The sequence below is a fragment of the Mycolicibacterium peregrinum genome, assembly GCF_001665625.1.
Classification (GTDB): Bacteria; Actinomycetota; Actinomycetes; order Mycobacteriales; family Mycobacteriaceae; genus Mycobacterium; species Mycobacterium peregrinum_B.
Map to the genome: position 1 here is coordinate 1 of NZ_LZSY01000111.1, position 18,825 is coordinate 18,825.

Sequence of the window (18,825 nt, forward strand, 5' to 3'; positions counted from 1 at the left end):
TCCCGGGCATTCGAGTGGATGGAATGCGAGAAGATCCTGCTGTATTCCAGCGATTACCCGCACTGGACGTTCGACGACCCGCGCTGGCTGGTCAAGCATCTGCCCGAGCACGCCCGCGAGGCCATCATGTTCCGCAACGGCATCCAGACCTACAAGTTGCCCGAGACCGTTCCGGTCCTCGAGGGACAGGCCCGGGTGTTCTGATGATTCCGGAGGGCAGGAGCGAAGCGACCGGGGAATCTGTGCAGCAGCCCGAGAAGCGCCCCCGACTCGCGCAGGGGCGCGAGCATGTCGTCGCCACGGTTGACGAAATCCCGCCGGGCACGCACAAACTCGTACCGATCGGCCGTCACGGCGTCGGCGTGTACAACGTCAACGGCACGTTCTATGCCATCGCCAACTACTGCCCCCACGAGGGTGGTCCGCTGTGCTCGGGGCGCGCCCGGGGCCGCACTGTGGTCGACGAGAAGGTGCCCGGCGACGCGGTGATGGTGCGCGACAAGGAGTACATCTACTGCCCCTGGCACCAATGGGGTTTCGAGTTGGCAACCGGCACCACCGCGGTGAAGCCGGAATGGAGTATTCGTACCTACCCGGTCCGTGTGGTTGGAGATGATGTGTTGGTGATGGCATGAGCGAGCTTGCGAGCGAATCAACGGATCTGGCGGTGACTCGTCCACTCAAGCCGGGCGAGAAGACCATGGAGGTCAACGGCGGCAACGTCGTCTACGAAATTCTCGGCGACAAGGGCGATTTCATCGCGCTGACTCCCGGCGGCCGGTTCAGCAAGGACATTCCGGGCCTGCGGCCGTTGGCCGAGGCCCTCGTCGAGGGCGGCTACCGAGTACTGCTGTGGGACCGGCCGAACTGCGGCAGGTCGGACGTGCAGTTCTACGGGCAGAGCGAATCGCACATGCGGGCCGAGACGCTGTACCACCTGATCACCGGCCTGGACATCGGGCCGTGCTTCATCCTCGGTGGCTCCGGTGGTGCGCGGGACTCGATGCTGACCACCATGCTTTATCCCGAGATCGTGCGAAAGCTGGTGGTGTGGAACATCGTCGGCGGGGTGTACGGGTCGTTCGTACTCGGCGGCCACTACGTGACTCCGAGCATCTTGGCAGTGCGCGGGCTCGGGATCGAGGGGCTGCTGAACGTGCCGGAATGGCGCGAGCGGATCGCCGAAAACCCGGCCAACAAACAACGCCTGCTCGACCTCGACGCCGACGAGTTCCTCAAGGTCATGCTGCGCTGGCTCAACGCGTTCGTGTCGAAACCCGGACAGACCATTCCAGGTGTTCCCGACGAGATGTTCGACAACATCACCGTGCCCACCCTGATCATTCGTGGTGGCGAGAACGACTGGGATCATCCCAAGCGCACCTCGCTTGAAGTGAGTTGTCTGATCAAGGGTTCCGAGCTGATCGATCCCCCCTGGCCCGAGGACGCCTGGGAACGTGCGGGAGAGAGGTTCGCCCAAAGCGGCGGTAAGGCGTTCTGCCTGTTCGATACCTGGGTGCAGGCTGCGCCGCAGATCATCGACTTCCTGAGGTCCTCGTGACGTCGGTGCCGCCGTACCGTCACACCGTCCGGATGTGCACCTCGCAGTTCAACGAAGCCTCGAGAGCGGTGTGGACGCGGCTTTCCGGGATACGGGCCAGATCGGCTTTGTCCAGGGTCACCGTCACGACATCCCAGCCTTCACCATCGACCGATCTGGCGATGTCGCCCGACAAGCCGAACCCGGCAAGCACACCGCGGACATCCTCATCGGTGCCGCGACTGACGAATGTGACCACCCCGGCCGCGGGACTGGTGCCAAAGGCCTTGGCGCACAGTTCCATCGCGATGGCCTGTAACTCTGGTGCGTCGTTGCCGGCGATCAGAACCTCGACCTCGCGGCGATGGGCGGGCAGTTCGGCGAGCTGGTTGTCCAGCACCTCGGCGCCCCGGTCTCCCAGCAACTCACGAAGCGTTGCCATGCCGTCGGACAGCTGTTCCGCGCCGAGCTCACCAGCCGGGTCGACTCCGACGCGCACCACCGCAGTTCTCATGCCGGTAAGCCTAACCGGGGACGGGATGTGACCATGACAGCCGAACTCAGCGTCGCGGTATGGCCGGGAATCACCCCGCGTCTGCTCCGCGATCGGCCGGAGAGCTTAGTGGAGTACCAGCAGTCCGGAGGCTATGGCGCCCTTGCCGATCCAGATCACCTACTGGCCGAGGTGCAGGCCAGCGGGCTGCTGGGCCGGGGCGGCGCGGCCTTTCCGTTGGCGGTGAAACTGCAGACGGTGCGCGCCAACGGGCGGGACGCGTCAGGCACGGTCGTGATCGCCAACGGCGAAGAGGGCGAGCCGGCCTCGATCAAAGATCGCTGGTTGCTGCGCAACCGCCCACATGTCGTGCTGGACGGTCTCCGGCTCGCTGCCGGGATTGTCGGCGCCGAGCGCGCTGTGGTGTACGTATCGGATTCGGCGGCAGCCGACAGTGTTGAGCTGGCGCTCGACGAAAGCCCGCGTGAACGGGACGGTGTGAGAATCGAATTACTCACCGTCACGGCGGGTTACGTCGCGGGCGAGGAGACCGCGGCGGTGCACGTGGTCAACGGCGGACCGGCCAAGCCGACCGACAAACCCCCACGCCCGTTCGAGGAAGGGGTGGACGGGAAGCCGACACTGATCAGCAATGTCGAGACGCTGGCACACCTGGCCTACCTCCACCAGCACGGCGCGAGGGCGTTCCGGGAGTTGGGCACCGAGGCTTCACCGGGAACCTTCCTGGCCACGATCACCGGTGCCGGACGAGCACCCGCACTGTACGAACTGCCGCACGGTATCGCGTTCGCGGATCTGCTGACGCTGCACGGGGTATCCCCCGACAACGTCCGCGGAGCCTTGATGGGTGGGTACTTCGCCGGGCTGGTCAACCGCGACATCGTGGGAGCCACACTGGATCACGAGTCAGTGCGGGCGTTGAACAGCGGGTTGGGCTGCGGCGCGATCGGCATCCTCACCGACGAGTGTCCGGTGGCGGTCGCCGCGTCGGTGCTGGCCTACTTCGACCGCGAGAACGCCGGCCAGTGCGGGTCGTGCTTCAACGGGACGGCCGCGATGGCTGCGGTTGCCGTCGGACTTCGCGACGGCAACGCCACCCAGGATGATCTCGATCGGCTCAAGCGGTGGTCGGTGGTGCTGCGGGGCCGCGGCGCCTGCGCGACGCTCGACGGCGCGGCCAATGTGGCAGCCAGCCTGCTGGCCCAGTTCCCCGATCTGGTGCAGCGCCACCTCGAAAATGGCTGTCAGACCTGCCGTTCCGGCGCTTTCACCGCTGCACGGCCGTACGAAGTGGAGTCCCTGGAGGCGGTGGTGGCGGTATGAAGGTCAAGCTCGACCGCACGCTGTGCGATGGCTTCGGATTGTGCGCCAAGCACGCACCGGAGTACTTCCCGCTCGACGACTGGGGCTACGCCTCACTTCAAGGCGACGGCAACATCCCCGAAGCCGACGAGGACGCGGTCCGACGTGCCCTGCTGGACTGCCCCGTGCACGCGATCATCGAATTGAAGGAAACGCGGACGGAGCGCGAGGCGGGTTGACCCGGCTCGGATACGTAGAGGCTGGATCACCGATCCCGGAAACTGGTAACGTGATTCTCCACACAGAATAATCCGCTTACCACCGGAGTCGAGTTGTCACAGATACCGGGACGTCCGCTCCCGACGGTCACCACGCTCAACGAGTACTTCTGGACCGCGGGCGCCGACGGGGTGCTGCGAATCCAGGAGTGCCAGGACTGCAGCGCCCTCATCCACCCGCCACAGCCGGTCTGCCGGTACTGCCGCAGCCGCAACATGGGCGTGCGTGACGTGTCCGGGCGCGGATCGCTCGCCGGGTTCACGGTCAACCACCGTTTCGGGTTCCCGGATCTGCCGCCGCCGTACGTGGTGGCCGAGGTGGCCATCGCCGAGGATCCCCGCGTCCGACTGACGACCAACATCGTCGACTGCGATTCCGAGGACCTCAAGCTCGGGATGCCCGTCGAGGTCGAATTCCAGCAGATCGAGGATGTCTGGCTGCCGGTGTTCAAGCCGTCGTCCGACACCACCTCCACCCCGCCGGTCGCCGAACCCGTCGCGCCCCAGGACGTCGCCAAGTACGTCCGGCCGATGCTGACCAAGGAGAAATTCGAGGATCACTCGGCCATCACCGGCATCGGGATGTCCAAGATCGGTCGTCGACAGATGGTGCCGCCCCTGGCGCTCACGATCGACGCCGCCGAAAAAGCGGTCGCCGATGCGGGTTTGACGTTCGACGACATCGACGGACTTTCCACCTACCCGGGTCTGGCCATCGCCGGTATGGGCGAAGGCGGCGTGAGCGCCCTGGAGGGCGCACTCGGGCTCCGGCCGACCTGGATCAACGGCGGCATGGACACCTTCGGTCCGGGTGGCTCGGTGATCGCGGCCATGATGGCCGTGGCCACCGGCATGGCACGCCACGTGCTGTGCTTCCGCACACTGTGGGAGGCGACCTTCGGCCAGCTGGTCAAGGAGGGCAAGATGTCCCCTCCGATGGGTGGCCGCAGCGACAACTGGCAGCATCCGTTCGGGTCCACCTCGGCGGCACACACGTTGGCGCAGAACGCCGGCCGTCACTTCGACCGGTACGGCACCACGCGCGAGACCCTCGGCTGGATCGCGCTCAATCAGCGCGCCAATGCCGCGCTGAACCCGACCGCCATCTACCGCGATCCGCTGACCATGGACGACTACCTGTCGGCCCGCATGATCACGACGCCGTTCGGCCTCTACGACTGCGACGTGCCGTGTGACGGTGCGGTGGCCGTCATCGTCTCGGCCGTGGACGCCGCGCGTGATCTGGCCAAGCCGCCGATCCTGTTCGAGGCCGTCGGCACCCAGATCATCGAACGACTCGACTGGGACCAGACCACGCTCACCCACGAGCCTCAGGTGCTGGGTCAGAGTGCACATATGTGGTCGCGAACCTCGTTGCGGCCCAGCGATGTCGACGTGGCCGAGCTCTACGACGGGTTCAGCTTCAACTGCCTGTCCTGGCTGGAGGGGCTGGGCTTCTGCGGCATCGGCGAGGCCAAGGACTTCCTCGACGGCGGTCACAACATCGCCCGCGACGGCATCATCCCGCTCAACACCCACGGCGGTCAGCTCTCGCACGGCCGTACCCACGGCATGGGGCTGATCCACGAGGCCGTCACGCAGTTGCGCGGCGAGGCCGGCGAACGTCAGGTCAAGGATGTGCGCGTCGCCGTGGCCAGCAGCGGCGGCCTGACCCCCAGTGGTGTGCTGCTCATGCGCAGGGACGACTAGCCGTGACGTCGACGGCGAGCAAGGCCGATCCGCACCCCAGAGTGGTGATGGTCGACGGAGTCCCGATGTCAGCCCTGGTCGCCGAGTCCCCCGACCCGCGCGCCGTCGTCGTCGCATTGCACGGTGGCGCCACCACGTCGGCCTACTTCGACTGCCCCGGTCACCCGGGGCTGTCCCTGTTGCGGACCGCAGTCGACCAGGGGTACACCGCGATCGCGCTGGACCGCCCCGGCTACGGTGCATCGGCGGCCTACCCGGACGCCATGGCACGACCCGAACAGCGGGTCGCGTTGGCGTTCGGGGCAATCCAGCGGATCACCGGTACGGCTGACCTGTTCGTCCTCGGCCATTCGATGGGCTGTGAGCTGGCCCTGCACCTGGCCGTCCAACGGCCCGAAGTGCTCGGTGTATCCCTGGCCGGCACCGGCCGTCGGTATCACCCTGCCGCTCAGGAGTTGCTCAAGGACGCCTCACCGGTGAACCGGCCGCGTGGTCTGCGCGAGCTGCTGTGGGAACCGGCCCGGCTCTATCCGCCGGATGTGATCGGCGCCGGACTGTCGGCGGGCGGCACCGCCTACGAGGGCGATGTCGTCAAAACCTGGTCACGGCAGGAGTTTCCGGCACTGGCCGGGCAGACCACCGTTCCCGTGCAGTTCCTCGCCGGCGAGTACGAGAACGTCTGGGAGTCCGATGCCGAGGCACTGGCCGGGATCGCTGCGATGTTCACCGTCTCGCCGCGGGTAGAGACCGGCGAACTGGCCGACAGCGGACACAATCTCAGCGTGGGACTGACCGCCGATACCTATCACCGCAAGGTGCTGTCGTTCGCCGATGAGTGCGTGGCCAACCGTGGCCCCGAGCCGGCGAAAGGCACTGAGAATACCGAACTGGAAGTGGAGGCAGGTTGATGCGAGTCGGATTTATCGGGCTGGGCAGCCAGGGGGCGCCGATGGCGCGGCGGATCGTGGAAGGCGGGTTCGAGACCACCCTCTGGGCCCGGCGCCCGGCCTCGCTGGAACCCTTCGCCGACACCGGCGCCAAGACCGCGGGCTCCCCCGCCGAACTGGCTGCCGCCAGCGATCTGGTCTGCTTGTGCGTCGTGGGCGACGACGACGTCCGTCAGGTGCTCGACGGCGAGACGGGCGTGCTGGCCGGACTGGCCCCGGGCGGCGTCATCGCCATTCACTCGACCGTGCACCCCGACACCTGCCGCGAGCTTGCGGAAAAGGCTGCCGCCCAGGGAATCACCGTCATCGACGCCCCGGTGAGCGGTGGCGAGCCCGCTGCCTCCGCCGGCACTCTGCTGGTGATGGTCGGCGGCGACGAGGAGGTCGTCGAGCGCGTGCGTCCAGTGTTCGCCACCTACGCCGACCCGATCGTGCACCTGGGCGGCGTCGGCGCCGGCCAGGTCGCCAAGATCCTCAACAACCTGCTGTTCAGCGCCAACCTGGGCGCGGCCATGAGCGCGCTGGAACTCGGTGAGGCACTGGGAGTTCCGCGTCAGGCACTGTGCGAGGTGATCTCGCGCGGTTCGGCCACCAGCAAGGCGCTCAACAGCATCGCGATGTTCGGCGGGACGCTGGACAACCTGGCACCGATCGCCGGCGCGCTGCTGCAGAAGGACTGCAGGCATGCCGCCAGCCTGGCCGACGATGCCTCAGCTCCCCAGGGGGCAGTGTTTGATGCCGCCGACAACGCCCTGGCGATCATGAACCATCCCCGCTGATGCGCGTCGGTTTCATCGGAGCAGGCCGGATGGGCGCACCGATGGTGCGCCGCCTGGCGGGTGCCGGGCACCAGGTACGGGTCCTGGGCCGCGACGACGAAAAGCGCGCTGCGGTGGCCGAACTCGGCGCCGACCCGGTGAGCTCACCACTAGCGGCGGTCACGGGCGCCGACGTGACGATCGTCTGTGTGTTCACCGATGATCAGGTCCGGGACCTCTGCCCAAGCCTGATCGACGAGATGCCGGACGGGTCGGTGCTCGTGCTGCACACCACCGGCAGCCCTCGCACCGCCGAGGCCCTCGCCGAGCGCGGGGCCGCGCGGGGCATCGCCGTCGTCGACGCTCCGGTCAGCGGCGGACCGCATGACATCGCGGCCGGCACCGTCACGGTGTTCGCGGGTGGTGACGCCGACGCGATAGCCCGCGCCCGTGAGGTGCTGACGGCCTATGCCGATCCGGTACTGCACGTCGGCCCGGTCGGTGCCGGGCAGCGGGTGAAGCTGGTGAACAACGCGCTGTTCGCCGCGCAGATCGGCGCCGTGGCCGAGGGAGTGCGCCTGGGCGATCGGCTTGGCATCGACGAGGCGACACTGCTGACCGCCCTCACGCACGGCAGTGCGGCAAGCCGCGCCCTCGGCGGTATCGCCGCCACCGGCTCGGCCGACGCCTTCATCGAGCGGGTCGGCGAATTCATCGGCAAAGACGTCGCCGTGGTGCGCAGGACAGCCTCTGAACTGGACAGCGACCTTGGCCGGCTTGAGGGACTCCTCGACGCCGCCATCAGGTAACCCACACGGACATCACGACCTGATCAGCACCTATTTTGTGCTTTTCAAACACTCTCAACAGAGTTACTGTTAGCGTTACAGTTCAACAGTTTCCCGTAACGTGTCACGAAACTTCCGGCCCAGCCCGCCGCGAAGGAGGAGCCAGCCAAATGACCAAGGCCCAGGTGATCTTCGATCCGTTCTCCGAGGAGTTCTTCAACAACCCGTTTGACATGTACCGCCGGATGCGCGAGGACGCACCGCTGTACTACAACGAGGACTCTGACTTCTATGCCCTGACAAGGCATGAGGACGTGTCGGCAGCATTGAAGGACCACGAGGCGTTCTCCTCGTCGCGTGGCTGCGATCTGGCCATGGTGCAGAGCGACGAACCGCCGCAGAAGTCGATCATCTTCATGGACCCACCCGATCACCGGCACATGCGCAGCCTGCTCAACAAGGCGTTCACCCCGCGCATGATCCAGTCTCAGCGCGAGACTGTCGTCGAACAGATCGACCATCACCTCAGCCTGATCGGCTCCGACGAATTCGACGTGGTCCAGGATTTCTCGGGTCCGTTCCCGGTCGAGGTCATCACCCGGATGGCCGGCGTCGACCCGGAATACCGCCAGCAGGTCCGGCACTGGATCGACACCAGCCTGTCGCGTGAGCCAGGGCAGATCGGCTACTCCGAGGCCGGCATGCAGGCCAACATCGACACCGGCATCTACTACTACGGGCTGGTGCAGAAGCGCCGGGAAAACCCGCAGGACGACATGATCAGCCGGCTCATCGCCGCGGAGATCCCCGGCGAAGACGGCCAGATGCGTCGTCTCGACGACATCGAGATCACCGGCTTCGCCACCCTTCTCGGCGGCGCCGGCGCGGAAACCGTCACCAAGCTCGTCGGGACCGCGATGGTGCTCTTCGCCCGTAACCCCGAACAGTGGCAGAAGCTGCTCGACGACCGCGAGAAGGTCGGGGCCGCTGTCGAGGAGTTGCTGCGCTACGAGGGCCCGGTGCAGTACAACGTCCGCTACACCCTCAAAGAAGCCCACGTGCCCAGCGGCACCATTCCGGCGGGCAAGGCAGTCTTCCTGATCAGCGCCGCGGCCAACCGCGATCCCGATGCGTTCACCGATGCCGACACCTTCGACATCGAGCGCGACCGCACCGAGGCCCAGAACCTGGGGTTGGGCTACGGCATCCACAGCTGTCTCGGTGCGGCGCTGGCCCGCATGGAGAGTGCGGTCGCGCTGGAGAAGCTGCTCGATTTCATGCCCCGCTATGAGGTGAAATGGGATGAGCTGCAACGGGTTCAAATGCAGAACGTGGCGGGTTATTCGCACGTGCCGGTAAGGGTGTTGAGGTGATGGCGAAAAAGGTTCACGTCGATTTCGAGATCTGCGAGAGCAACGCGGTCTGCATGGGGATCATCCCCGAGGTGTTCGATCTCGACGATCAGGATTACCTGCACATCCTTCAGGAGGACGTGACGCCGGAGAACGAGGCACAGATCCGCGAAGCGGTTCGGCAGTGCCCCCGCCAGGCCATCTCGATCGTGGACGAGTAGGCGTGCGGTTCGTCTTCGTACACGGCGGCTTTCACGCCGCCTGGTGCTGGGAGCGCACCATCGCCGAGTTGCAGAATCTGGGTCATGACGGCGTCGCGGTGGATCTGCCCGGGCACGGCGCCCGGGTGGCCGAAGAGTCCACGCTGGCCAATCGGTGCGCCGCGATCCTCGACGTGATGCAGGCCGGAGATGTGCTCGTCGGACACTCTGGCGGCGGGTTCGACGCCACCCTCGCCGCGGACGCCGCACCGGAACTGGTGGGCCACATCGTGTACCTGGCCGCGGCGCTGCCCAGGGAGGGCCGCACGTATCCCGAGGCCATGGCCATGCGTTCGGCCGATGACGAGTTGGGCGGCGAGTTCGACGGTGACGTCGGCGAGATGCTGGGCTATCTGCATTTCGACGACGAACGTGCGATGCACTTCGCCGACTTCGATGGAGCGTGGCGCTACTTCTACCACGACTGCGACGAGGCAACGGCCCGCTGGGCTTTCGAGCGTCTCGGGCCGGAGCGGTTCGGCGATACGACGGTCACGCCGGTGTCGGTGCCACAGTTCTGGGCCGCCGACCTCCCCCGCAGTTTCATCCGCTGCACCCAGGACCGCTCGATGCCGCAATGGCTCGCCGACACCGTGACCGAACGTCTCGGTGTCGAGCAACTCACGATCGACGCGTCGCACTCGCCGTTCCTGAGCCGCCCACGTGAACTGGCCGAGTTGTTGGTGCACGCCACCACGACGACGCCGATCGCGGCCTTGACGTCTGCTTGAGACTGTCGACCCTGCGCTGAGGGCGCGAAAGTGCGAGTGCGCTGAGCCCTCACCGCAGAGTCAATGTCGCTAGGCGGCGATCACCGACTTGCCGAACTGCTCGGTGGCCTCCAGCGCATGGGCCAGGCTGTCACCGGGCAGAGTGACGTGCAACCAGGTGACCCCGAGTGCGGCCAGCTTGTCCACACCGGCCAGGTAGGCGTCGGCGTCGAAATCGTCGCTGCCGGGGTTACCGCCTTCGAAGTTGTTGAACACGATGTCGATTCCGTCGGGATCGCGACCGGCGGCGGTAAGCCGAGCCCGCAGATCCTCGATGCCGGCGGCCAGGGCGTCCAACGAGTCCATCGCGGCTGTTCCCGCGGTCTTGGCCAGGCCCGCTGGTGCCGCGAACGGGCACCAGCCGTCGCCGTGCTTGGCGACCCGGGCCCGCGCCGCGGAAGTGTTGCCGCCGATCCAGATCGGTGGATGTGGCGTCGCCGCCGGCCTGGGGTGCGCGGTGATACCGCGTGCGCTGAAGTTCTTACCCTCGAAGGTGTAATCATCAGTGGTCCAGATGCCGCGGATCACCTCGAGGGCCTCGTCGAACAGTGCAGCGCGCTCGTCAAAGGAGACGCCGAGCGCGGCGAATTCCCGCTTGAGATAACCGACTCCGACGGCCAGCGTGAACCGGCCACCGGACAACAGGTCCAAACTCGCACCGGATTTCGCCACCACGAAGGGATTCCGATACGGCAGCACCACGATGTTCGGCACCAGACGCAGCGTCGTGGTGTGCGCCGCGGCGAAGGCCATGGCCACGAACGGGTCCAAGGCGTCGTGGCCGCCGGCATCGAGCCAGCGCTGGGACGGAGCGGGATGGTCGGTGAATCCGAAGCCGTCGAAACCCGCAGACTCGGCCGCAGCGGCCATCGCGGCAACTCCGCTGCCACTCACCAGATCCGGATGGTACGGATGAGTGTGCATCGGGTACGTGATGCTGTAACGCACTGCGGCCGCCCGATCAGGAGGGGAAGCCGGAGAGGATCACGCCGTTGCACTCGGCGGCGCCTTGGCGGACCTTGGCGGCCGCCTGGTAGGCGTCGGAGTAGTACCACTCACGGGCGGCGTCAACGGATTCGAACTCGAGCACCACGGTCTGAGTTCCGTGCCAGGCGCCCTCGATCACCTCGGGCTTCTGATCGACGGCCACGATGGTCGCGCCACCCATCGCCTTCGACGCCAATTTGGCGTACTCACCCATACCGGCCGGGTCTTTGATGTCCTCGGTGATGATGACGTAACCCTTGGCAGATGCCATTGCGAATCTCTTTCTCTAGTTGTCGATTTCGCTGATCGCCCGTTCCGGGCAGTTCTGTATCGCTTCGCGGGCGGCGTCTTCCAACCCGGACGGAACTTCTTCCGGGTCGGCCACCGCCCAACCGTCGTCTGACATCTCGAAGACCTCGGGGCACAGAGTCAGGCACATGCCGTGGCCTGCACAACGGTCCTCGTCGACCCTCACCTTCATCAGCTGTCGAACTCCAGATGCAGCTCGGTGAGCCCGCGCAGGATGAAGGTCGGGATGTAGTTGTAGCGCCGGTCGCCGTCCGAGCCGTGCTTGGCCTCGGAGATACGGATGTCGGTGGTGCGGTCCAACAGACGCTCGAGGCCGACCCGGGTCTCGGCGCGTGCCAGCGGGGCGCCGGGGCAGCTGTGGATGCCACGGCCGAAAGCCAGGTGTTGGCGAGCGTTCTTGCGCGCCGGGTCGAAGGTGTCGGGATCCTCGAAGCGGCGAGGGTCGCGGTTGGCCGCACCGTTGAGCACCATCACCGTGGTGCCGGCGGTCAACTCGGTCTCGCCGATGGTCACCGGGCAGCGCGACAACCGGAAGTCACCCTTGACAGGGCTCTCGATCCGCAGCGCTTCCTCGATGAAGTTCGGGATCAGGCTGCGGTCGGCGCGCAGCCGCTGCTGGATTTCCGGTTGTTCAGCGAGGACCTTCAGCGCGGTGCTGAGCAGGCGCACCGTGGTCTCCTGCCCGGCCGAGAAGACGTTGGTCGCCACCCTCGCGACATCGCCGACGTCGGGGATGCTGCCGTCGGGGAAGGTGGCCTCGGCGAGACCGGTGAGCACGTCGTCGCGCGGGTTGGCTCGGCGGTCCGAGATGTAGTCAGAGAACTGACCGTAGAGGAACTCCAGCGGGCTGTGGGACAACGACTCCTTGCTGGTGCTGCCGATGCCGCCGCCGGAATTCTGCTTGATGCCGTTGACGAACGCTTCGCGATCCTCGTCTGGGATACCGAGGAGATCGGCGATCACCAACAGGGTGAACGGACCCGCGAAACCCTTGATGAACTCGCCCTGGCCGGGCGCGAGGTAGCTGTCGAGTACTTCATCGGCCAACTGCCACATGGCGTCCTCGTTCTCCTTGAGGCGCTTGGGCGTGATGAGCCGCATCAGCAGCGAGCGGTGATCGGTGTGCGTCGGCGGATCCAGCGTCGGCAGCTGATCGCTGAATGGCAGTTCGTCGCGATGCTTGTCGATGAGCGCGGTGACCTCTTCGGCACTGCGCCCTTCCAGCGGGACCGGGAAACCCGGGAAAGGTCCGGTGACCGACAGGCATGACGAGAAGGTCTCCTCGTCGTTGTAGACCTGCACGGCTTCATCCCAGCCGGTCACCATGGTCACGTTGTAGTGGTCTTCACGGCTGACCGGGCACTTGTTCCGAAGCGCCTCGAAGAACGGATACGGGTCGTCGACCAATCGTTCATCGCGGAAAAAATCGATACCCGTCGGGTCGATCGCCATCTGTTACTCCCGTTCCAGCCACGCGTATGAGAATGCGCCTCTCATCTATGAATAGTAGATTTCCACAGCCCCGGTTGCGCGTCAACGTCGGACCCCGACCGATCAGCGACAAACAGCAAGAATAAGATTCTCGCGCTATCCACCCAGGATCGTCAGGCCACCGTCGACAGCGATCAACTGACCGGTGATGAAGGCCGCCCCCTCTCCGGCCAGGAACACCAGAACCGGCCCCAGATCGCGAGCCGGGTCCCCGAGTGCGCCGCCCAACGGGATCGTCATCTTCATCTGCGCGTCGACGAGCTTTGCGACCTCGGGCCCGAGGAAGTCGCGTAGACGATCCGCCCCAGGGGTGTCGACCGCCGGCGCGAGCGCATTGACCGTGACCCGGTCAGCCGCCCAGGCCTTGGCCGCAGAACGCGTCCAAGCCTGGACCGCACGCCTGCGCCGCCGAGGTCACCATGGCGTCGACGGCGGCCGCATCGCGCAAGTCGCACTGCAGCCGACGAATCGTCGCGCCGTCCGGCGGTGGCGTCCGGTGATAGGTGGCCATGACATCGGCGCCCGCGGCGCTCAGCACATCCACGGCGGCCGACCCGATCCCGGACGCACCGCCGGTGACCAGAATCCGGCGGCCGTGCAGCGGTTGGTTCATATTGAGATAGTTAGACAAACGTCAACTATTTTCAATAGCAGAATCCGTTGTTAGAGTCAGAATATGCCCAAGGAAGCCACGACTGACACTGCTGACAGCAGTCAACGTCGCGCTTCGTTCCAACGGGCTCGCTCACACCAGACCAAACGCGACCTGGTCCAGGCCGCGATGGCGCTCTGGCGCACCAACGGATACGCCAAGACCACGGTGGCTGACATCTGCCGAGCCGCGGGGGTGTCCCGGGCGCTGTTCTACTTCTATTTCCCGGCCAAAGAAGACGTGCTGTTCGAGGTCGGCCTGACCTCGACCCGCCTGGCCCAGAAACGCGTGAAGTCGCTCCTGACCGGCGATTACGACATGATGGCCGTCATCACGGAGGCACTCCGCAGCCTGGAACGGTCGATGGCGCGCAACCCACCCGAACTGATCGTCGAGACGATCCTGGAGGGTTACCGGCACGAGCACCGGATCCTGGCCGGCGACGTCGACCCCGATACAGAGGACGCCGACATGTTCGGCGAGTTGTTCACACGCGCCCAGGCCGACGGCAAGCTCGGCGCTCACGTCGACGTGGACCACCTGTCGCGGCTGGCGCAGATCCTGGTCAGTGAGGGCGTCCGGCACTGGGCCGGAGGCAGTTTCGGCAACCGTTCGTTCACCGACCGCGTCGCGTGCGACATCGGCGCGATGATCACCGGCTTCAACACCCTCAACAACTAGATCGGAGGACCCCCGATGGCGTGGGATTTCGAGACCGACCCGCAGTATCAGGAATTACTGGACTGGGCCGACAAATTCGTGACCGAGCAGGTCGAACCGCTCGACCTGGCGTGGCCGCACAAACAGTTCACCCCGTTGGAGGGCAGCCGCCGGGAGGCCATCGACCCGCTCAAGGCACAGGTGCGCGAAAAAGGTTTGTGGGCCACTCATCTCGGGCCAGAACTGGGCGGGCAGGGTCACGGGCAGCTCAAGCTCGCGCTGCTCAACGAGATCCTCGGCCGCTCGCAGTGGGCACCCATCGTGTTCGGCTGTCAGGCCCCCGATACGGGCAACGCCGAGATCATCGCGCATTACGGGACCGAGGAGCAGAAAAAGAAGTATTTGCATCCGCTGCTCGAGGGTGAGCTGTTCTCCTGCTACTCGATGACCGAACCCCACGCCGGTGCGGACCCGACGCTGTTCACCACCAGCGCGGTGCGCGACGGGGACGACTGGGTGATAAACGGGTGGAAGTTCTTCTCCTCCAACGCCGCAACCGCGTCGTTCCTGATCGTCATGGTGGTGACCAATCCCGAGGTCAGTGCCTACCAGGGCATGTCGATGTTCCTGGTGCCCACCGACACCCCCGGTGTCAAGATCGTCCGCAACGTGGGTTTGTACGGCGAGCCGGACAACGAGGGCAGCCACGCGTTGATCCACTACGACAACGTCCGGGTTCCCGCCGAGGCGCTGTTGGGCGGCGAGGGTCAGGCCTTCGTCATCGCCCAGACACGGTTGGGCGGCGGCCGGATTCACCACGCGATGCGCACGATCGGCCTGGCTCAGAAGGCGCTCGACATGATGTGCGAACGTGCATTGAGCCGCGAGACGCAGGGCAGCCGGCTGTCCGACAAACAGTTCGTCCAGGGTTACATCGCCGACTCCTACGCCCAGTTGCTGCAATTCCGGTTGATGGTGCTCTACACCGCGTGGGAGATCGACAAGTACAACGACTACAAGAAGGTCCGCAAGGACATCGCCGCCGTCAAGGTCGCCATGCCCACCGTGCTGCACGACATCGCCTGGCGGGCGATGCAGATCCACGGCGCGCTGGGTGTCACCAACGAGATGCCCTTCCTCGGCATGGTCACGGGCGCCGCGGTGATGGGCCTGGCCGACGGCCCGACGGAGGTACACAAGACCACCGTCGCCCGGCAGGTGCTGCGCGACTACCAGCCGACCACCGACACCTGGCCGACCGAGTGGATCCCGCGCAAGCGCGAGGCCGCGAAGGCCAAGTTCGCCGAATACCTGGAAGCTGAGGTGGGCAATCTGTGAGCACGATCGACACTGCACGCCTTGCCGATTGGATGGACAACGCCGGGCTGGCGGGCAAAGGTGAGCCGCTGGAGGCCCGCTTCCTGTCCGGCGGAACCCAGAATGTCATCTTCGAGATCCGCCGTGGCGAGCACACCTGCGTGTTGCGCATGCCGCCGGAGGGCGCCCCGCCGGACCGGGACAAAGGCATCCTGCGGGAGTGGCGCATCATCGAGGCACTCGACGGCACGGAGGTCCCGCACACGGCGGCAGTCGGCGTGTGCGCCGATCCCGACGTATTGGGCCGGCCGTTCTATCTGATGGGATTCGTCGACGGCTGGTCGCCGATGGATACCCACGGTCGCTGGCCTGAGCCGTTCAACTCCGACCCCAGCACCCGGCCCGGGCTGAGTTATCAGCTGGCCGAGGGTATTGCGCTGCTGTCGAAAGTGGACTGGCAGGCCAAGGGGCTGAGCGATCTCGGTAGGCCCGACGGCTTTCACGAACGCCAGGTCGACCGCTGGATCGGATTCCTCGACCGGATCAAGAACCGTGAGTTGCCCGGGCTCGAGGTGGCCACGGACTGGCTGCGCGCCCACAAGCCGCTCGATTTCATCCCGGGCCTGATGCACGGGGACTACCAGTTCGCCAATGTCATGTACCGCCACGGCGCACCGGCCACGATGGCCGCGATCGTGGACTGGGAGATGGGCACCGTCGGCGACCCGAAGCTGGACCTGGCCTGGATGGTGCAATCATGGCCCTCCGACACCGATAACCCGGAGCCCGCCGAGATGGGCTACGTGGACATGCGTGGGATGCCCTCGCGCGCCGCCGTCGTCGCGCACTACGCGAAGGTCTCCGGACGCCAGGTGGACGACCTCGACTACTACCTGGTGCTGGCGAAGTGGAAGCTGGCGATCGTCCTGGAGCAGGGTTTTCAGCGGGCGGGCGACGACGAGAAGCTGCTGGCGTTCGGGCCGGTGGTCACCGAGCTGATGCGGTCTGCCGCCGAACTCGCCGAATCCACCGACTACCGGTGAAGGCCGCCGTCTGCCCCGGGTACGGTCCTCCGGATGTCGTTCGCCTCGATGAGGTCCCCGCTCCCGCGCTGGAGTCCGGCCAGGTGCGGGTCCAGGTCGGCGCGGCCGCGGTGAACTTCCCCGATGTACTGCTGGTGGCCGACAAGTACCAGATTCACGTACCGGTGCCGTTCATCCCGGGGAGTGAGTTCGCCGGAGTAGTCACCGAGGTTGCCTCTGACACCAGCGGTTTCGCCGTCGGCGACCGGGTGACCGGAACCGGATTGTTCGGTGCGTTCGCCGAGCAGGTGTGCATTCCGGCATCGGGGTTGGCCCGAATTCCCGACAATGTGGACGACGGCACCGCGGCGGCCTTCGGGGTGGCTCACCGCACCGCGTATCACACGTTGCGCTCGGTGGCCCGGATCCAACCGGCCGACGACGTGATCGTGCTGGGCGCCGGCGGCGGCGTGGGTCTGGCGGCTGTGCAGCTCGCAGCCGCCCTCGGGGCGCGGGTCACGGCAGTCGCCTCATCTGACGAAAAGCTCTCCACTGCAGCTCAATACGGTGCAGTCTCGCTCGTGAACCACACGCGCGGCGACCTACGCGCCGCACTGCGGGACGCCCTGCCCGACGGCGCGCACGCCGTGCTCGACCCGGTCGGCGGCGACCTGTCCGAGCCGGCGCTACGGTCGTTGCGTCGCGGCGGCCGGTTCGTGACGATCGGCTACGCCTCCGGCGTCATCCCCCGAATCCCGCTGAACCTGGTTCTGGTCAAGGGAATTCACGTGCTCGGCTTTCAATTCCAGGACATCTCCCCAGACGAGTTCACTCGCAACGAAGCGGAACTGCGGGATCTGCTGGCCGCCGGAGTCGTTCGGCCACACATCGGTGCGGTCTATCCGCTGAGCGAAACCCCCGCGGCACTGCGCGAGGTGGCCTCCGGGAAGGCTGTCGGCAAGGTCGTGATCGACCTCAAGACTCCTTCGGCGGATAGAAGTACTCCCGCCACGCCGTGATCTTCTCGTCTCGCACCTCGTAGGCACCCATGACCGGCCAGCTCATCTGCCTGCCGTCCACGATCCAGTGATCGCGCCGTTCCATCAGGACCACGTTCCCGTCAACAGCGAGGTACCGGATCTCGAGGTCCACGCATTTCCCGCCGGCGAAGAACACCTTCATCATTTCGTGAATCGCATCGCGCCCCGAGAGTTTCGGCCAGTCGGGCCCGATGTCGAAGGTGGCGTCGTCGGCGAAATGAACCATGACCTCGTCGACGTCGTTGCTCCCCCATGCGGCGATCTCGGCGCGCACGATCTCCTCAGCGGTCATCACTCCCCCGTCGGCCGTTGTGACAGAGATTTACACTAGCGCGCCCGAGTGTAATTCCGATAGACATCATTTCCGGATCAGCTCACCTTTCAATCCGCAACAGCCCGTATCGAATTCGAGCCGGGTCTGGGTGCCGGCGGGCCGATCCTTGACCGGGCCACCTCTGGCCTGCTAAGCAGGTGCACAGCCCATTCGATACGGTCAGGAGACCAGCCGTGCCCACGTCGACCGAAGCCGACCTGTACTACGACCCGTACAGCGTCGAGCTCAATATGGATCCCTATTCGGTGTTCGCCCGGATCAGGGAAGAGGCCCCGCTGTATTACAACGAGCAGCACGACTTCTACGCGCTGAGCCGGTACGACGATGTCAACAAGGCGGTCATCGACCACGAGACATTCATCTCCGGGCGCGGAGCCCTGCTCGAGATCATCAAGTCCGGCATGGAGATACCGCCGGGAACACTGATCTTCGAGGATCCGCCGATCCACAACATCCACCGCAACCTGCTGTCGCGGGTGTTCACCCCGCGCAAGGTGCTCGCCCTCGAACCGCAGATCCGAGAATTCACCGCACGTTGCCTGGATCCGCTGGTCGGGTCTGACAAGTTCGACTTCGTACAGGATCTCGGCGAACACCTCACCGGTGGCCAGGGCATCGACCGTCTGTCCCTGCAGGGTCTCCTCGCCGTGGTCGGTGATGGCGCGTTGCCGGTCCTCGGGGATGCCCAGCAGCATGCCGATGACGCGCATCGGCATCTGTTCGCCGAGATCCTGTACGAAGTCGAACTTGTCAGACCCGACCAGCGGATCCAGGCAACGTGCGGTGAATTCTCG

At 65.8% G+C, this 18,825-nt stretch carries 21 protein-coding genes and 3 pseudogenes; 17 read left to right on the forward strand and 7 right to left on the reverse strand.

The window, feature by feature from the left end:
* The 3 genes and pseudogenes from A5779_RS17640 to A5779_RS17650 form a co-directional block, all read left to right on the forward strand.
* Positions 1 to 204: pseudogene (locus tag A5779_RS17640) on the forward strand (amidohydrolase family protein); the annotation flags it as partial.
* Positions 204 to 635, forward strand: coding sequence for a Rieske (2Fe-2S) protein (locus A5779_RS17645; protein ID WP_064884083.1), 432 nt, complete (start codon positions 204 to 206; stop codon positions 633 to 635). The pseudogene A5779_RS17640 and the gene A5779_RS17645, both read left to right, overlap by 1 nt.
* Positions 632 to 1,561 carry an alpha/beta fold hydrolase gene (locus A5779_RS17650; protein WP_064884085.1) on the forward strand — a complete coding sequence of 310 codons (930 nt, stop codon included), beginning with the start codon at positions 632 to 634 and terminating at the stop codon, positions 1,559 to 1,561. Before A5779_RS17645 ends, A5779_RS17650 begins: the two co-directional genes overlap by 4 nt.
* A 19-nt stretch (positions 1,562 to 1,580) precedes the next feature.
* Here A5779_RS17650 and A5779_RS17655 read toward each other — a convergent pair whose 3' ends face one another.
* The gene (locus A5779_RS17655) at positions 1,581 to 2,054 is read right to left on the reverse strand and encodes a hypothetical protein (RefSeq protein WP_064884087.1); all 474 of its coding nucleotides are present in this window, start codon (positions 2,052 to 2,054) and stop codon (positions 1,581 to 1,583) included.
* Positions 2,055 to 2,087: 33 nt separating this feature from the next.
* Between A5779_RS17655 and A5779_RS17660 the strand changes: the two genes are divergently transcribed.
* The 9 genes from A5779_RS17660 (at position 2,088) to A5779_RS17700 (ending at position 10,180) form a co-directional block, all read left to right on the forward strand.
* Positions 2,088 to 3,377 carry an NADH-ubiquinone oxidoreductase-F iron-sulfur binding region domain-containing protein gene (locus A5779_RS17660; RefSeq protein ID WP_064884114.1) on the forward strand — a complete coding sequence of 430 codons (1,290 nt, stop codon included), beginning with the start codon at positions 2,088 to 2,090 and terminating at the stop codon, positions 3,375 to 3,377.
* The gene (locus tag A5779_RS17665; protein ID WP_064884089.1) at positions 3,374 to 3,595 is read left to right on the forward strand and encodes a ferredoxin; all 222 of its coding nucleotides are present in this window, start codon (positions 3,374 to 3,376) and stop codon (positions 3,593 to 3,595) included. The genes A5779_RS17660 and A5779_RS17665 overlap by 4 nt, the downstream gene beginning before the upstream one ends.
* Before the next feature lie 93 nt (positions 3,596 to 3,688).
* Positions 3,689 to 5,344 (forward strand): thiolase C-terminal domain-containing protein, encoded by a 1,656-nt coding sequence (locus A5779_RS17670; RefSeq protein WP_064884092.1) that lies wholly within the window; start codon positions 3,689 to 3,691, stop codon positions 5,342 to 5,344.
* Positions 5,345 to 5,391: 47 nt separating this feature from the next.
* Positions 5,392 to 6,252 carry an alpha/beta fold hydrolase gene (locus A5779_RS17675; protein WP_064884116.1) on the forward strand — a complete coding sequence of 287 codons (861 nt, stop codon included), beginning with the start codon at positions 5,392 to 5,394 and terminating at the stop codon, positions 6,250 to 6,252.
* Positions 6,252 to 7,070: an NAD(P)-dependent oxidoreductase gene (locus A5779_RS17680; RefSeq protein ID WP_055115937.1), complete on the forward strand. Its 819-nt coding sequence runs from the start codon at positions 6,252 to 6,254 to the stop codon at positions 7,068 to 7,070. Before A5779_RS17675 ends, A5779_RS17680 begins: the two co-directional genes overlap by 1 nt.
* The gene (locus A5779_RS17685; RefSeq protein WP_064884094.1) at positions 7,070 to 7,858 is read left to right on the forward strand and encodes an NAD(P)-dependent oxidoreductase; all 789 of its coding nucleotides are present in this window, start codon (positions 7,070 to 7,072) and stop codon (positions 7,856 to 7,858) included. The genes A5779_RS17680 and A5779_RS17685 overlap by 1 nt, the downstream gene beginning before the upstream one ends.
* A gap of 149 nt (positions 7,859 to 8,007) precedes the next feature.
* Positions 8,008 to 9,210, forward strand: a complete 1,203-nt coding sequence (locus A5779_RS17690) for a cytochrome P450 (RefSeq protein WP_064884096.1) — start codon at positions 8,008 to 8,010, stop codon at positions 9,208 to 9,210.
* A complete protein-coding gene (locus A5779_RS17695) occupies positions 9,210 to 9,410 on the forward strand; it encodes a ferredoxin (RefSeq protein WP_055115942.1) in 201 nt (66 codons plus the stop codon). Before A5779_RS17690 ends, A5779_RS17695 begins: the two co-directional genes overlap by 1 nt.
* A gap of 2 nt (positions 9,411 to 9,412) precedes the next feature.
* Positions 9,413 to 10,180: an alpha/beta fold hydrolase gene (locus tag A5779_RS17700; RefSeq protein WP_064884098.1), complete on the forward strand. Its 768-nt coding sequence runs from the start codon at positions 9,413 to 9,415 to the stop codon at positions 10,178 to 10,180.
* 69 nt (positions 10,181 to 10,249) lie between these two features.
* On the opposite strand, the gene A5779_RS17705 is transcribed toward A5779_RS17700, so the two are convergent.
* The 5 genes and pseudogenes from A5779_RS17705 to A5779_RS17725 form a co-directional block, all read right to left on the reverse strand.
* On the reverse strand, positions 10,250 to 11,167 hold the full coding sequence (locus A5779_RS17705) for an LLM class F420-dependent oxidoreductase (protein WP_064884100.1): 918 nt from the start codon (positions 11,165 to 11,167) through the stop codon (positions 10,250 to 10,252).
* Positions 11,168 to 11,180: 13 nt separating this feature from the next.
* Positions 11,181 to 11,477: a DUF1330 domain-containing protein gene (locus tag A5779_RS17710; protein ID WP_003880116.1), complete on the reverse strand. Its 297-nt coding sequence runs from the start codon at positions 11,475 to 11,477 to the stop codon at positions 11,181 to 11,183.
* A 15-nt stretch (positions 11,478 to 11,492) separates the two neighbouring features.
* The gene (locus tag A5779_RS17715; RefSeq protein ID WP_064884102.1) at positions 11,493 to 11,687 is read right to left on the reverse strand and encodes a ferredoxin; all 195 of its coding nucleotides are present in this window, start codon (positions 11,685 to 11,687) and stop codon (positions 11,493 to 11,495) included.
* Positions 11,687 to 12,967 (reverse strand): cytochrome P450, encoded by a 1,281-nt coding sequence (locus tag A5779_RS17720; RefSeq protein ID WP_064884104.1) that lies wholly within the window; start codon positions 12,965 to 12,967, stop codon positions 11,687 to 11,689. The genes A5779_RS17715 and A5779_RS17720 overlap by 1 nt, the downstream gene beginning before the upstream one ends.
* A gap of 135 nt (positions 12,968 to 13,102) precedes the next feature.
* Positions 13,103 to 13,619: pseudogene (locus A5779_RS17725) on the reverse strand (SDR family oxidoreductase).
* 63 nt (positions 13,620 to 13,682) lie between these two features.
* Between A5779_RS17725 and A5779_RS17730 the strand changes: the two are divergent.
* The 4 genes from A5779_RS17730 to A5779_RS17745 are packed head-to-tail and all read left to right on the forward strand — an operon-like array spanning position 13,683 to position 17,676.
* On the forward strand, positions 13,683 to 14,339 hold the full coding sequence (locus tag A5779_RS17730; RefSeq protein WP_064884106.1) for a TetR/AcrR family transcriptional regulator: 657 nt from the start codon (positions 13,683 to 13,685) through the stop codon (positions 14,337 to 14,339).
* A 15-nt stretch (positions 14,340 to 14,354) separates the two neighbouring features.
* Positions 14,355 to 15,656, forward strand: a complete 1,302-nt coding sequence (locus tag A5779_RS17735) for an acyl-CoA dehydrogenase family protein (protein WP_064884108.1) — start codon at positions 14,355 to 14,357, stop codon at positions 15,654 to 15,656.
* A gap of 32 nt (positions 15,657 to 15,688) precedes the next feature.
* Positions 15,689 to 16,678, forward strand: coding sequence for a phosphotransferase family protein (locus A5779_RS17740; RefSeq protein WP_064884118.1), 990 nt, complete (start codon positions 15,689 to 15,691; stop codon positions 16,676 to 16,678).
* The gene (locus tag A5779_RS17745; protein WP_064884110.1) at positions 16,675 to 17,676 is read left to right on the forward strand and encodes an NADPH:quinone oxidoreductase family protein; all 1,002 of its coding nucleotides are present in this window, start codon (positions 16,675 to 16,677) and stop codon (positions 17,674 to 17,676) included. The genes A5779_RS17740 and A5779_RS17745 overlap by 4 nt, the downstream gene beginning before the upstream one ends.
* Here the strand turns inward: A5779_RS17745 and A5779_RS17750 are convergent.
* On the reverse strand, positions 17,633 to 17,989 hold the full coding sequence (locus A5779_RS17750) for a limonene-1,2-epoxide hydrolase family protein (protein WP_064884112.1): 357 nt from the start codon (positions 17,987 to 17,989) through the stop codon (positions 17,633 to 17,635). The two genes, A5779_RS17745 and A5779_RS17750, sit on opposite strands and share 44 nt — an antisense overlap.
* Before the next feature lie 272 nt (positions 17,990 to 18,261).
* Here A5779_RS17750 and A5779_RS34550 point away from each other — a divergent pair.
* Positions 18,262 to 18,825, forward strand: a pseudogene (locus A5779_RS34550) (cytochrome P450); the annotation flags it as partial.

Excerpts from the sequence above, each read along its gene's own strand:
- A5779_RS17645 (WP_064884083.1), top strand. The coding sequence starts at position 204 with ATGATTCCGGAGGGCAGGAGCGAAGCGACCGGGGAATCTGTGCAGCAG.
- A5779_RS17650 (WP_064884085.1), top strand. The coding sequence starts at position 632 with ATGAGCGAGCTTGCGAGCGAATCAACGGATCTGGCGGTGACTCGTCCA.
- A5779_RS17655 (WP_064884087.1), bottom strand. The coding sequence starts at position 2,054 with ATGAGAACTGCGGTGGTGCGCGTCGGAGTCGACCCGGCTGGTGAGCTC.
- A5779_RS17660 (WP_064884114.1), top strand. The coding sequence starts at position 2,088 with ATGACAGCCGAACTCAGCGTCGCGGTATGGCCGGGAATCACCCCGCGT.
- A5779_RS17665 (WP_064884089.1), top strand. The coding sequence starts at position 3,374 with ATGAAGGTCAAGCTCGACCGCACGCTGTGCGATGGCTTCGGATTGTGC.
- A5779_RS17675 (WP_064884116.1), top strand. The coding sequence starts at position 5,392 with ATGGTCGACGGAGTCCCGATGTCAGCCCTGGTCGCCGAGTCCCCCGAC.
- A5779_RS17680 (WP_055115937.1), top strand. The coding sequence starts at position 6,252 with ATGCGAGTCGGATTTATCGGGCTGGGCAGCCAGGGGGCGCCGATGGCG.
- A5779_RS17685 (WP_064884094.1), top strand. The coding sequence starts at position 7,070 with ATGCGCGTCGGTTTCATCGGAGCAGGCCGGATGGGCGCACCGATGGTG.
- A5779_RS17690 (WP_064884096.1), top strand. The coding sequence starts at position 8,008 with ATGACCAAGGCCCAGGTGATCTTCGATCCGTTCTCCGAGGAGTTCTTC.
- A5779_RS17695 (WP_055115942.1), top strand. The coding sequence starts at position 9,210 with ATGGCGAAAAAGGTTCACGTCGATTTCGAGATCTGCGAGAGCAACGCG.
- A5779_RS17710 (WP_003880116.1), bottom strand. The coding sequence starts at position 11,477 with ATGGCATCTGCCAAGGGTTACGTCATCATCACCGAGGACATCAAAGAC.
- A5779_RS17715 (WP_064884102.1), bottom strand. The coding sequence starts at position 11,687 with ATGAAGGTGAGGGTCGACGAGGACCGTTGTGCAGGCCACGGCATGTGC.
- A5779_RS17720 (WP_064884104.1), bottom strand. The coding sequence starts at position 12,967 with ATGGCGATCGACCCGACGGGTATCGATTTTTTCCGCGATGAACGATTG.
- A5779_RS17730 (WP_064884106.1), top strand. The coding sequence starts at position 13,683 with ATGCCCAAGGAAGCCACGACTGACACTGCTGACAGCAGTCAACGTCGC.
- A5779_RS17735 (WP_064884108.1), top strand. The coding sequence starts at position 14,355 with ATGGCGTGGGATTTCGAGACCGACCCGCAGTATCAGGAATTACTGGAC.
- A5779_RS17740 (WP_064884118.1), top strand. The coding sequence starts at position 15,689 with ATGGACAACGCCGGGCTGGCGGGCAAAGGTGAGCCGCTGGAGGCCCGC.
- A5779_RS17750 (WP_064884112.1), bottom strand. The coding sequence starts at position 17,989 with ATGACCGCTGAGGAGATCGTGCGCGCCGAGATCGCCGCATGGGGGAGC.